Origin of the sequence: Sphingopyxis sp. (genome assembly GCF_034380315.1) — a bacterium.
GTDB lineage: Bacteria > Pseudomonadota > Alphaproteobacteria > Sphingomonadales > Sphingomonadaceae > Sphingopyxis.
Window position 1 is genome coordinate 1 of record NZ_JAXMPB010000012.1, and the last position, 12987, is coordinate 12987.

At 63.3% G+C, this 12987-nt stretch carries 11 protein-coding genes and 1 pseudogene; 9 read left to right on the forward strand and 3 right to left on the reverse strand.

Translation table 11 applies throughout. The features are described 5' to 3' along the window. From U0S50_RS16845 to U0S50_RS16860, 4 genes and pseudogenes are all read left to right on the forward strand, one after another. A pseudogene (locus U0S50_RS16845) lies at nucleotides 1–105 on the forward strand (IS5/IS1182 family transposase); the annotation flags it as partial. Between the two features lie 3 nt (nucleotides 106–108). Then, nucleotides 109–1200, forward strand: a complete 1092-nt coding sequence (locus tag U0S50_RS16850; protein WP_322309840.1) for a nitronate monooxygenase — start codon at nucleotides 109–111, stop codon at nucleotides 1198–1200. A 117-nt stretch (nucleotides 1201–1317) separates the two neighbouring features. Continuing rightward, nucleotides 1318–2046 carry a hydroxyacylglutathione hydrolase gene (gene gloB, locus U0S50_RS16855; RefSeq protein WP_322309841.1) on the forward strand — a complete coding sequence of 243 codons (729 nt, stop codon included), beginning with the start codon at nucleotides 1318–1320 and terminating at the stop codon, nucleotides 2044–2046. Nucleotides 2047–2108: 62 nt separating this feature from the next. Beyond that, nucleotides 2109–2555 (forward strand): hypothetical protein, encoded by a 447-nt coding sequence (locus tag U0S50_RS16860; protein WP_322309842.1) that lies wholly within the window; start codon nucleotides 2109–2111, stop codon nucleotides 2553–2555. A gap of 104 nt (nucleotides 2556–2659) precedes the next feature. Here the strand turns inward: U0S50_RS16860 and U0S50_RS16865 are convergent, their stop codons facing one another. The 3 genes from U0S50_RS16865 to U0S50_RS16875 all read right to left on the reverse strand — a co-directional run bounded on the left by U0S50_RS16865 (nucleotide 2660) and on the right by U0S50_RS16875 (nucleotide 7401). Beyond that, nucleotides 2660–4489, reverse strand: coding sequence for an AMP-dependent synthetase/ligase (locus tag U0S50_RS16865; protein WP_322309843.1), 1830 nt, complete (start codon nucleotides 4487–4489; stop codon nucleotides 2660–2662). 54 nt (nucleotides 4490–4543) lie between these two features. Continuing rightward, nucleotides 4544–6235: a gamma-glutamyltransferase gene (gene ggt, locus U0S50_RS16870; protein ID WP_322309844.1), complete on the reverse strand. Its 1692-nt coding sequence runs from the start codon at nucleotides 6233–6235 to the stop codon at nucleotides 4544–4546. 95 nt (nucleotides 6236–6330) lie between these two features. Then, on the reverse strand, nucleotides 6331–7401 hold the full coding sequence (locus U0S50_RS16875; protein WP_322309845.1) for a quinone-dependent dihydroorotate dehydrogenase: 1071 nt from the start codon (nucleotides 7399–7401) through the stop codon (nucleotides 6331–6333). A gap of 79 nt (nucleotides 7402–7480) precedes the next feature. On the opposite strand from U0S50_RS16875, the gene U0S50_RS16880 reads away from it, so the two are divergent. The 5 genes from U0S50_RS16880 to U0S50_RS16900 all read left to right on the forward strand — a co-directional run bounded on the left by U0S50_RS16880 (nucleotide 7481) and on the right by U0S50_RS16900 (nucleotide 12986). Further along, entirely contained in the window at nucleotides 7481–9322 is a 1842-nt protein-coding gene (locus tag U0S50_RS16880; RefSeq protein WP_322309846.1) for a DUF885 domain-containing protein, read from the forward strand. 112 nt (nucleotides 9323–9434) lie between these two features. After that, nucleotides 9435–10322: a helix-turn-helix domain-containing protein gene (locus tag U0S50_RS16885; RefSeq protein WP_322309847.1), complete on the forward strand. Its 888-nt coding sequence runs from the start codon at nucleotides 9435–9437 to the stop codon at nucleotides 10320–10322. 374 nt (nucleotides 10323–10696) lie between these two features. Further along, complete coding sequence (locus tag U0S50_RS16890) at nucleotides 10697–11152, forward strand: Rrf2 family transcriptional regulator (protein ID WP_322309848.1); 456 nt, start codon at nucleotides 10697–10699, stop codon at nucleotides 11150–11152. Beyond that, nucleotides 11149–12636 carry a Fe-S cluster assembly protein SufB gene (sufB, locus tag U0S50_RS16895; RefSeq protein WP_322309849.1) on the forward strand — a complete coding sequence of 496 codons (1488 nt, stop codon included), beginning with the start codon at nucleotides 11149–11151 and terminating at the stop codon, nucleotides 12634–12636. Before U0S50_RS16890 ends, sufB begins: the two co-directional genes overlap by 4 nt. Beyond that, nucleotides 12633–12986: a hypothetical protein gene (locus tag U0S50_RS16900; protein ID WP_322309850.1), complete on the forward strand. Its 354-nt coding sequence runs from the start codon at nucleotides 12633–12635 to the stop codon at nucleotides 12984–12986. The genes sufB and U0S50_RS16900 overlap by 4 nt, the downstream gene beginning before the upstream one ends. Nucleotide 12987: the final 1 nt, after the last annotated feature.

Here is a 12987-nt window from a genome sequence, read left to right on the forward strand (position 1 = left end):
GGTCGTCTCAAGGACTGGCGGCGCGTCGCCACGCGCTACGATCGGTGCCCGAAGGCCTTCTTCTCCGCCGTAGCCCTCGCCGCTACCGTCATCTTCTGGCTCTGATCAATGAGTCCTGACCCTAAGATGACCGGGTGGCCCGACCGGCGGTTGATCGACCTGCTGGGCACGCGCCACCCGATCATCCAGGCGCCGATGGCTGGCGCGACATCGAACGATCTTGTCATCGAGGCAATGGCCGGCGGTGCGATGGGATCATTGCCGTGCGGCATGATGACGCCCGACGAGGTATCGACCGCCGTGTCGGTCATCCGTCAGCGCAGCGATGCGCCCTTGAACCTCAATTTCTTTTGCCACCACCTGCCCCCATCCCCCGACACGCAGCGCTGGGAGGCGGCGCTGAAGCGCTTTTACACCGAATGGGAGATCGCCGAAGGGGGCCCGCCCCCACCGATCCGCGCCCCGTTCGACGCCGCGATGGCGGCCGCAACCCTCGCGGCAGCGCCGAACGTCGCCAGTTTCCACTATGGTCTGCCCGATGAAAGTCTGATCGCGCCGCTGCGCGCCGCAGGCATCGGCATCTTGGCAAGCGCGACGACGGTGGCCGAAGCGCGCGCGCTGGCGGCGCGCGGATGCGATGCCATTGTCGCACAAGGATATGAAGCGGGCGGGCATCGCGGCTGGTTTCTGTCGCACGACCGCGACAGCCAGGTCGGCACGATGGCGCTGGTCCCGCAAATCGTCGACGCGGTCGATTGCCCCGTGATCGCCGCTGGCGGCATCGCCGATGCACGCGGCATCGCCGCCGCGATGATGCTGGGCGCCGCAGGGGTGCAGATCGGCACCGCCTATCTGCTCACGCCCGAATGCCCGATCGCCGCCCCCTATCGCCACAGCCTGACGAGCAAGGATCGCGAGGAAACCGTCCTGACCAACCTGTTTTCCGGCGGAATCGCGCGCGGCATACGCAACAGGCTAATCAACGCATTGGGCCCGGTATCGCCCGATGCGCCGCCCTTTCCCCATGCCTCTGCCGCGATCGCGCCGCTTCGCCGGGCAGCGGAGGCCGCTGGCAAGGGCGATTTCACGCCATTGTGGGCAGGACAGGCAGCGGCGCTGGTCCGCGCTGCGGGTGCCCGCCAATTGACCGAAGAGCTGGCGGCCGGGGCGCTGGCGCTGATCGGCCGCATCCGGGCTTAACAAGCCCCGCGGCGCGTGCGATGCTTCCGACCCGCTGCCCTGACCGGCTAGCCCACCAAGGTTCGTGCGTCCCGACTCCGTCTGAAGGATGAGGGACGGCGAGAAAGGAGACGACACGTGACCGCGCTCGACATCGTCCGCATCCCCGTCCTCAGCGACAATTATGTCTGGCTGGTCCACGAACCCGTCAGCAAGGCAACGATGGTAGTCGACCCCGCGGTTGCCGACCCGGTACTCGCCACGGCGGCCGAACGTGGTTGGACGATCACCGATATCTGGAACACGCATTGGCACCCCGATCATACCGGCGGCAACGCCGCGATCAAGGAGGCTACCGGCTGCACGATCACAGGCCCGGCGGCCGAATATGAACGCATTCCGACGCTGGACGTCCAGGTCCGTGGCGGCGACCGCGTCATGCTGGGCGCCCACGCAGTCGATGTCTGGGACGTGCCGGCCCACACGGCGGGCCATATCGCCTATCATTTCCGCGAAGACGAAGCGATTTTCGTCGGCGATACGCTGTTCGCCATGGGGTGCGGCCGCTTGTTCGAAGGGACGGCCGAACAGATGTTCGCCAACATGCAGCGGCTGGCAGAACTGGACGATGCCACCCGCGTCTATTGCGCCCACGAATATACGTTGTCCAACGCGCGGTTCGCGGTAACGGTCGATCCGGACAACGATGCGCTTGCAGGGCGACTGGCGGCGGTCGAGGCAGCCCGCGAAGCGGGCGAAGCAACCGTTCCGACCAGCATCGGCGCCGAACGTGCCACCAACCCCTTTCTTCGCGCACCCAGCGCGGCTGAGCTTGGTCGGATTCGCGCGCTGAAGGATGCGGCATGACATCGGCCGGTCAGCAACCGTTCATTTTCGATTCATTATTTTCAATTCCGAAGGATTCCAACATGGTAATGCGCACTCCCATATGGGCCGCCCTTGTGGTCTTGGTAGCGCCGTTGGTGGCGAGCTGCGCCCCTGCGGGCACCGCGGAGCCTGGCGCGGCGGCGCTGACCCCCAAGCAGGCCGAACGGCTGGAAAAGCATCTGGCGGGCAAGGTCCCGGGCAAGCCGGAAAAATGCCTGCCGAATTACCGAACCAACGAAACGATACGGATATCGGACAATATTCTGCTGTATCGGGCCAGCGGCTCGCTGATCTATCGCAACGATCTGCGCAGCAGTTGTCCCGGACTCGCGCGCGACAGCGATATCATGGTCATTCGCCAGTTCGGTTCATCAACCTGTTCCGGCGACTTTTTTCACCTGGTCGATCGGTCGAGCGGTATTCGCGGGCCGACCTGTGTTTTCGGCGAGTTCGTCCCCTATCGCAAACCGGCGGGGGATGAAGGCTGACCCCAAAAGGGCCAGCCGCGGGCGGGGTCCGGTTTGCACCGAGCTTTTCGGGTCGCAACCCCGCCTGTTAGATTGAAAGACAAGGACTGCGCGGCGCGCGCTCGTCAGGCCTTGTAGAGTGCGGCGATCCGGTCTTCGTAAACCTGCCGCAGAATGTGGCGGCGGATTTTCATCGACGGCGTCATCTGTTCATTTTCGATTGTAAACGGTTCATCGGCGAGATCGAACTTGCGCACCTTTTCGATGACCGAAAGCTGCGCATTGACGCGATCGATCGCCCCCCGGATCGCGGCGCGGAACTTTTCATGTTCGCGCAGCAGTTTCAGATCCTTCGGAAGACCTTCCGCCTCCGCCCACTCGACCACCCATTCAGGGTCCGGAACGATGATCCCGACCAGATGCGGCCGCTTGTCGCCATAGACCATCGCCTGCAGGATTTCAGGTTGCAGCGTCAGCATCCCTTCGACCCGCTGGGGCGAGACATTGTCGCCCTTGTCATTGACGATCAGATCCTTCTTGCGGTCGGTGATGACGATGCGCCCTGCATCATCGATATGGCCGATGTCGCCGGTATGAAGCCAGGGGCCCTTTTCGGGTTCGGCGGCGTCGGGGACGAGCACCCGTTCGGTTTCTGCGGCGTTGTGCCAATAGCCCTTCATCACCAATTCGCCGCGCACGCAGATTTCGCCGTCGTCGGCGATCCGGACCTCGGTATTCATCAGCGGCGGCCCGACGGTATCCATCTTCAGGCCCGCGGCAGGGCGGTTGCAGCTGATCACCGGCCCCGCCTCGGTCTGCCCATAGCCCTGGAGCAGGGTCAGGCCGATGGAATGGAAAAACACCCCGATTTCCGGGTTGAGCGGCGCGCCGCCCGACACGAGGGCCTTCATCCGACCGCCAAAGCGCGCCGAAATCTTGGGCCGGAACAGCCTGTTCACCAGCATGTCGACCGGACGGTCGAGCAGCCCCATGCGCCGCTCATAATCCTTTTCACCCACGCGCAGCGCCTGGTTGAGCATCCAGTTCGCAAGCTTGCCCTGTTTCTCGACCGACTTGATCATCCGGGCGCGAATGACCTCGAACAGGCGCGGGACGACGACCATGATGGTCGGGCGTGTTTCCTCGATATTCGAAACGAGCTTTTCCAGCCCCTCGCTGTAATAGATTTGCGCCCCGACCATGATCGGCAGGAACTGGCCGCCCGAATGTTCATAGGCGTGGCTGAGCGGAAGGAAGGAGAGAAACACCTCTTCATCGCCGATGCCGAAATCATTGACCAGCACCTCTGCCGCACCGGCGGCATTGTGCAGGATCGCGCCATGATGTTGCATAACCCCGCGCGGGGCACCGCCCGTGCCGCTGGTATAGATCAGACACGCCAGATCGTCGCGCGCCATGGCGGCACCGCGCGCCCGCGCCGCATCCAGCCACTGTTCGCCGCCCGTGACGAGCGGGTCCCAGTCATGGACCGCGACGTCCCCTTGCTGCCCGACGCGCAGCGGCTCCATGCTGATCACGATATGCGCGTCCGAACGCATCACCGCGGGCATCAGCGTGCGGGCCAGCTTTGCTGTCGACACGATGACCGCGCGCGCGCCGCTGTTGTCGAGAATATGCTGATGATCGCGTTCGGTATTGGTGGTGTAGGTCGGCACGGTGACACAGCCGGCCGCCATGATCGCAAGGTCGGCGATGCACCATTCGGGACGGTTTTCGCTGACCAGCACAACCCGGTCGCAGTCCTTCAGCCCCAGCTCACGCAGATTATGCGCGAGGGCCGCGACCTGGTTTGCAACCTGACGCCAGCTCAGCGGTTGCCAGCTGCGATCCGCCTTGCGCCACAGAAACGGGGTCTCGCCGCCCATTTCCGCGCGGTCGAAGAACATCGCGACCAAACTCGGAAAATGGTCGAGATGCGGATTTTCGAGCTTCATGCGCCTCTCTCTCCCGGGGAGAAGATTATTTCGTCTGTTATCATTTTGTGCGGATCAGCCCTGCGGCGGCGCATCATCGACGGCCGATGTGCCGGGGCTGCGCGGATCGGCGGCGCCGCGCCAACCCTTTTCGGTGCGTTCCGCCGCGTTAAGCTTTGACCCGATGTCGGTCGGCGTGAAAGTGTAGCCAAAGGGCGCCATCTTTTCCGCTATCGCCTGTCCCGCAGCATTATCCTCGATCAGCACGCCTTCGCGGCCGAAGAACAGATTGGGCAGCGAGATCGCCTGCTCGGCGCTCAATCCCCAGTCGAGAACGCCGATCAGCGTCTTGGTGACGTGCATGATGATGCGCCGGCCGCCGGCCGAGCCCACCGCAAGAATCGGCTTGCCATCAGGACCGTAAACGATCGTCGGCGACATCGACGACAAGGGGCGCTTGCCCGGTGCGACGCGGTTCGCCGCTGGCGCACCTTCATATTGCGGGTTGAGGTCGAAATCGGTGAGTTCGTTGTTCAGGAAAAAGCCGTTGGCGACCAGATGGCTGCCAAAGATGCTCTCGATCGTCGAGGTCAGCGAGGCGACATTGCCGTCGCGATCGACCACAACAAAATGGGTGGTGCCATTTTCGGCGACCGGGCCCGATGCGGTGCGCGGCTTCGCCCCCGGGGGGGTCCCGGCGGGATAGGATGCGGCGCGACCATAGGGCGAGATCAGCTGGCGACGTTCGGCCAGATAGCCCTTGTCGAGCAGCCCCTTGACCGGAACTTCGACGAAATCACCATCGCCCAGATAGAGGGCGCGGTCAGCATAGGCGAGCTGCATCGCTTCGGCGAGGAGATGCCAGCTCATGGGATTATCCTTGCCCATCGCCTTCATGTCCCAGCCCTCGAGCATGCCGAGAATACCGAAAACGGTTGTCGCACCCGACGAGGGCGGACCCATGCCGCACACCTTGTAGATGCGATAGGTGGTGCATACCGCAGGGCGCTCGTTCGCCTTGTACGCCGCCAGATCGCGCGCCGTGATGACCGCCTTGTTGCGGGGAGCGTTCGCAACGGCCGCACTGATCGCACGGGCGCTCGCACCGGTGTAAAATGCATCGGGGCCGCGCGCCGCAATGTCACGCAGCAAGGCGGCATAGGCCGGATTTTTCAACCGCGTGCCAACCGGCGCCGGTTTGCCGTCGACATAGTAAATGGCGCGCGCGTCGGGGAAATCTTTCCACAGCGGCTCAAAACGGTTCAACCAGTTATGCAGAACAGGAGAAACTTCGAAACCTTCTTCGGCCAGCTTGATCGCGGGCTGGAACAGCGCCGCCCATTCCAGGCGCCCCCATTTGCGGTGCGCGGCCTCCATCAGGCGAATATTGCCCGGCACGCCGACCGAAAGGCCGCCCGGGATGGCGTCGGTATAGGCACGCGGCTTGCCGTCGGGACCAAGGAAGCGTTCGGCGGTCGCGGACGCCGGAGCAGTTTCGCGACCCTCAATCGTATTGATGTGCCCATTTTTTTCGTCGTGATAGACAAGCAGGCCGCCGCCGCCAATGCCGCTCGACTGCGGCTCCACCAGCGTCAGCATGGCAATCATAGCCACCGCGGCATCGGCGGCCGAGCCGCCCTGGTGCAAGATCTGGCGTCCCGCCTCGGTCGCGCGCGAGTCGGCGGAAGAGGTCACACCCTGCGCCACCGCGAGCGACGGAATAACGAGCAAGACCGGGGCGATAAGGGAAAGGATTCGCTTCAGCATGGCGCGGACATTGGCGCGGGCCAAGGGCCAGCGCAACCCTTGTTCCGACTTCCTGTCATCAGCCAGGGTCGACGAGAGGTCCACCCGCCGAAAAATCAGCGGGGCGCCGTGCCCACTGCATCCGCAACCCGCGCGAAGCCGTCGCGCACCGCGCGCTCCTCCAGCCCATGGGCGATCCGCGCCGCCAGCCCCGGACCTTCGAACACCATCGCCGAATATATCTGGATCAAGCTGGCCCCTGCGCGAATACGGTCCCACGCCTGATCCGCCGACCCGATCCCACCCGCCGCCACAAGCGGGACGCCGCCGCCACTGGCAACGCGGAAATCGCGAAGCCGCTGTAGGGCAAGGCCCGTCAAAGGCGCCCCTGACAGGCCGCCGGCCTCGTCAGCGTGGCGCGAAACGAGCGCCGGGCGCTCGATCGTCGTGTTCGACACGATGATCGCCGCCAGCCCCTTGTCCATCGCAACCGCCACAATGTCGTCGATGTCGGCGGGTTCGAGATCGGGCGCAACCTTCAGAAACACGGGCTTGGGATCCGACGCCTGGGCCGCCGCCACGCCATCCAGCAGCGCCTCGAGCGCGCCCCGATCCTGAAGCGCGCGCAATCCTGGCGTGTTGGGCGAGGAGATGTTGACGGTAAGATAGTCGGCCAGCGGCGCCATCGCCTCCGCACCCTTGGCGTAATCGGCAATGCGATCGGCGCTGTCCTTGTTGGCGCCGATATTAATGCCAAGCGGCACCGGAAGGCCGTAGCGGCGCAGGCACCGGATACGATCGGCCGCCTTCGCCTGCCCGCCATTGTTGAAGCCCATGCGGTTGATCACGGCGCGATCCTCGACCAATCGGAACAACCGCGGACGCGGATTGCCCTCTTGCGCCAGCGGGGTGAGCGTCCCGACCTCGACAAAGCCGAAACCGAAATGCGGCATCGCGTGGGCAACGCGCGCATCCTTGTCGAATCCCGGCGCGACCCCGACCGGGTTCGGGAAATGCAGTCCGGCCACCTCGCACGCCAGCACCGAGCTGGTCAGCGCGGAACGCGCACGCGGCATCGGCTGCAGGGCATTGAGCGTCAGATTATGCGCCGCCTCCCCATCGGTGGCATGAACGAGCGGGCGGACCAGCGCATAGGCGGTATCGGCGAGCGAGGCGAAAAGCGACATCGCCCGCCATTGCGCCGCGACGGGCGCTATGGCAAGCCCCGTCCATCTGCAAAGCCAACGGAAAATCCGGGAGAAATCTGTGCCGCGCCTGTTCCCTGTCGTCCCCTTGCCTGCCCGCCTGTCTTCCAGCCTGCTCGCGCTGATCGTTGCCGGGAGCGTTGCGGGCTGTGCCCCGATCGCGGCCGAACAAGCGCCTCCTTCCCCTGCGGCCCCGGCGCAGCCCCCCGCCGGCGCCAATCTTTCGCAATTCTTTGACAAATACGACGATGCGCAATTGTCCCTGAGCCCGCAGGGCAAGGCCTATCGCGGCGTTCGCGATGGCGACTATGCCCGCTGGACCGACCAGGGTGACGACGCCCAGATCGCGCGCCACAAGCTGCAACAGGCAGCCGCAGCGGCGATGCGCGCAAGCTTTGACCCCGCGGCGCTGTCGACCGACGAAGCCCTGTCGTTCGAACTGTTCGACGCACAGGCCAAACGCGCCGATACGCTGTTCGCGTTTCGCGATCATGGCTATATCTTTGACCAGATGAACGGAGCGCAGAGCCAGCTTCCCGCCTTTCTGATCAACATCCACCGCGTATCGAACCCCGCCGAGGCCGAAGCCTATATCGCGCGCATTCGCGGACTCGGCCCTCTGCTCGACACGCTGTCCGCCCAATCCGCCGAGCGCGCGGCAAAGGGCATGGCGCCGCCGCGCTGGGTGTATCCGCATGTCATTTCGGACATCGACAATCTGCTCGTCACCGACAATGCGGTGATCGCCGATCTGGACGCGAAGGTCGGCAAGCTTGCGATCGCCGATAACGAAAAGGCGCGGCTGCGCGCAGCGGCACGCGCGGCCTGGGACGAAAGCGCGGCTCCGGCCTATCGGCGTCTGCTCGCCGAAATGAAACGCCAGCAGGCGAACGCCCCGCGCGAGGACGGCGTGTGGCGGATGCCCGATGGTCAGGCCTATTATGCCGCGCTGCTCGCGAATTATACCACCACCAACATGACCGCCGCCCAGATCCATGACCTTGGCCTGTCCGAAGTCGCCCGCATCCATGGAGAAATGCGGCAGATCATGGCCAAGGTCGGGTTCAAGGGCAGCCTGCAGCAATTTTTCGTCCACCTTCGGACCAGCCCACAATATTTTCACACCAGCCGCGAAGCCTATCTGGCCGAGGTCGATACCCATGTGAAGGCAATGGAAGCCCGGCTTCCCGCCTTTTTCAATATATTGCCCAAGGCACCGCTGGTTGTGAAACCGGTCGAGGCGTTTCGCGAAAAGTCGGCGGGCAAGGCTTTTTACTCGTCACCCTCCCCCGACGGATCGCGGCCGGGCACCTATTATGTCAATCTCTATGACCTTAGAGACATGTCGAAAACCGAGCTGGAGGCGCTTGCCTATCACGAGGGTGTTCCCGGTCATCACCTGCAGCGCGCGGTGCAGACCGAACTGACCGGCCTGCCGCCCTTCCGCCGTTTCGGGGGTTTTACCGCCTATACTGAAGGCTGGGGCCTCTATTCGGAAGAACTTGCCAAGGACATGGGCTTCTATACCGATCCATACAGCGACTTTGGGCGGTTGGGCATGGAATTGTGGCGCGCCTGCCGCCTGGTCGTCGATACCGGCCTTCACGACAAGAAGTGGAGCCGTGAACGGGCGATCCAGTATCTCAAGGACAACACCCCCAATCCTGATGGCGATATCGAAAAGGCAATCGAGCGCTATATCGTCTATCCCGGACAGGCGACCGCCTATCTGATCGGGAAACTGAAGATCATGGAGCTGCGCGGACGAGCCCAGGCCGCGCTGGGCAATCGCTTCGATTACCGCAGCTTCCACGACGTCGTACTGGAATCGGGGCCGGTACCGCTCGACATATTGGAACGGCGGGTCGATCAGTGGATTTCCAGCGAGAAAGGCGGAGCTTGAACCTTGCCCATGCCGTAACGGCAAGCAAATTGACGCTTGACGACTCCCCGGAAAATTGGGGATTATGGAGCCGTATACAGGCGGCAATAAAGCCACCGGGGGTCGTCTCGTCATGTCAGAGCAAATTGCCTCATCGGGGGATGGGGGCGGCAGACCGCCGTTCGAACTGGAATATCATCCACCCGATCCCGACCTGGCCGAGCTCGTATCGAGCTTTTACATCGCGCGGATCAACATGCCGCGCTTTGACGAATTCGAACGTGCCGACCGGCCGCAGTTCCGCTTCATGGAAATACCCGACGGCGGCTATGTCTTTTCCGACGGCCACGAAGCACCCGCCTGCCGCGCCAATATCGTAGGCCCGACGAGCAGCCGGGTCCGCGCGATCTGCAACCAGCCGACCGGCCTGTTCGGTTTTGGCATGCTTCCCGCCGGATGGGCGGCGCTGATGGGCGAACATGCGGAAAAACTGACCGATCGGGCGATCGATGCCGTGGACCTGTTCGGCCCCTGGATCGAAGATGTCGCCGCCGCGCTCGACAAGGCTGAAAGCGCGCAGGAAAAACTGATCATCGGCAATAATTTCGTGCGCGAAGTGCTGACCCGGCACGAGCATGCGCCGATGTGGTTCATCCGTACGGTCGACAATTGGCTGACCTCTTCCGCATCGCCCCAAGTCGCCGATCTGGTCGACACCACGGGCATGTCGATCCGTTCAGTCGAACGGATGACCAAACATTATTACGGGCTGTCCCCGCGCATGCTGGCGCGCAAATATCGCGCCGTGCGCGCCGCCGCCGCGCTGGCACGCGGCGAGAATCTCGACACAGCGGCATTGGGTGACGCATTTTACGACCAGTCGCACCTGATCCGCGAAGTGAAGCGCTTTGCCGGGGCCACTCCGGGCCAGCTCGGCAAGCCCTCCTCCTATACCGAAGCGACGACCAAGGGTCGCAAACAGCTTGCCGGCCGTGTCAGCCCCATTGTTTCAGAGACTTGACGCTCCAAGACCAAAAAGCGCCGCAAGCCGGGCGGCACCGCGATGCAGGAGAAGGGGCACCTGGAGCGGCCAGACGGTTTAAAGCCGATTAACCTTCAAAATGTGCAGGCCATTGCTTTTTGGCGTTTTCGTCCAATCCAGAATCGAGCGGGCCGCATAATTGGACCCCGCGACCCAGAAGAGCTCTTCCTCTGACGAGGACTGAGACCTTCATCTAGGCACTCGTTTGGCTTCGGCCGAGCGGGTGCCCTTTTTTTTTGGACGCTTTCGCCCGACGCGGCATCCCGGCTTGCGCCGCCGTAACAGCCTCCCTATATAAGTGGAGTAATTTACTCCAGTTAAGAATCGTTCGCAGTTGCCGGACGACAGAGACTATGCGCCTGTCCAACCTTGCCGATTATGCCGTGGTGTTGATGAGTGCGGCCGCCCGCCAGTGCGGGTCGGTGCCGATTCACGCGGGTATGCTGGCCGAACAGACCGGCATTCCGGGACCGACCGCGCAGAAGCTGGTGAGCGGCCTGGCTCGGGCCGGATTGCTCGTCGCCTCGCGCGGCAGCGGCGGCGGCGTGCGGCTGGCGCGCCCGGCCGCCGCGATCAGCGTCGCCGACATCATCGAGGCAGTCGAAGGGCCGATCGCGCTTACCGCCTGTGTCGCCGAAGGTCGGCACGACTGTACGCTAGAGGGCAGTTGCAAGGTGCAACCGCACTGGGGCGTCGTGAACGGAGCGGTGCGCGGCGCGCTGGCCGGAATCAGCCTCGCCAGCCTGGCCGCCAAGCCGAGAACAGCCCCCCCGATTCCGGCGATGGCCGACGACGAGATCAGATTATGACCGACAATAGCGATACCCCCGTCAAGGATCAGGCCGCGCACGACGCCGCGGCGAAGGTCGCCGATTATGAACATGGCTGGTCGTCCGATATCGAGACTGACTTTGCGCCCAAGGGGCTGACCGAAGATACGGTTCGCTTCATCTCCGCCAAGAAGAACGAGCCCGAATGGATGCTCGACTGGCGGCTGAAGGCGTTCCGCCACTGGCAGACGATGGAAACGCCCGACTGGGCGAAGCTGAACGTGCCGCCGATCGATTATCAGGATGCGTATTACTACGCGGCGCCCAAGGCGAAGCCGAAGCTTTCGAGCCTCGACGAGGTCGATCCGGAGATTCTGGAGGTTTACAAGAAGCTCGGCATCCCGATCGAGGAGCAGAAGGTGCTCGCGGGGGTCGAGGGCGCGCGCAAGGTCGCGGTCGACGCGGTGTTCGACAGCGTCAGCGTCGCGACGACCTTCCGCGAGGAACTGAAGAAGGCCGGCGTCATCTTTCTGTCGATCAGCGAGGCGATCCGCGAATATCCCGAGCTGGTGAAAAAGTGGCTCGGCAAGGTCGTGCCGATGCACGACAATTATTTCGCGACATTGAACTGCGCGGTCTTCTCCGACGGCACCTTCGTTTATGTTCCCGAGGGCGTCCGCTGTCCGATGGAGCTCAGCACCTATTTCCGCATCAATGCCGAGAATACGGGGCAGTTCGAGCGGACGTTGATCGTCGCCGACAAGGGCGCCTACGTCTCCTACCTCGAAGGCTGCACCGCGCCGATGCGCGACGAGAACCAGCTTCACGCCGCGGTGGTCGAGCTCGTCGCATTGGACGATGCCGAGATCAAATATTCGACCGTCCAGAACTGGTACCCCGGCAATGCCGAGGGCCTAGGCGGCATCTATAATTTCGTGACCAAGCGCGCGCTCTGTCAGGGCAAGCGCAGCAAGGTGTCGTGGACGCAGGTCGAAACCGGTAGCGCGATCACGTGGAAATATCCGAGCTGCGTGCTCAACGGCGACGACAGCGTCGGCGAATTCTATTCGGTCGCGGTCACCAACAATTTCCAGCAGGCCGACACCGGCACCAAGATGATCCACAATGGCAAGCGCACGCGCTCCACCATCGTCAGCAAGGGGATCAGCGCGGGCAAGTCGAACAACACCTATCGCGGGATCGTGCGGGTGGCGCCGAATGCCGAGGGCGTGCGCAACTTCACCCAGTGCGATAGCCTGCTTCTGGGCAGCAGCTGCGGCGCGCACACCGTCCCCTATATCGAAGTCCGCAACCCGACCGCGACGGTCGAGCATGAAGCGACGACGAGCAAGATCAGCGACGACCAGCTCTTCTACGCGATGCAGCGCGGGCTGGGGCAGGAAGAGGCGGTGGCGCTGATCGTCAATGGCTTCGCCAAGGAAGTGCTGCAGCAACTGCCGATGGAGTTTGCGGTCGAGGCGCAGAAGCTCTTGGGGATCAGCCTTGAAGGGAGCGTGGGGTGAACCGATTTTTGCCAACTAGCCTCCTTCTGGGCGCGACTCTGCTTACCGGGGGAGCTCATGCGCAAACAGCGCAAGCCGATGCAATGATGCTGGCGCAGGCCAACGACCGCTGCATGACGACTTACGCTGTCCGGATGACCAAAACCGATGCGACCGACGATGCGATTTTTGCTGCAGCGACCGAAGGATGCAAGGAACTGAGGGCCCAGCTCTTTGGCGCGATCGACAAGGAATATCCGGCAGATCAGGCGAGCGGCCTGAAGTCGCAGCTCGACGCGGCGGAAAAGCCAAACTTCATCAAATTATTGCAGAAGATACGTGCCGACCGCCTGCAGCGCGGCGGAAACTGAA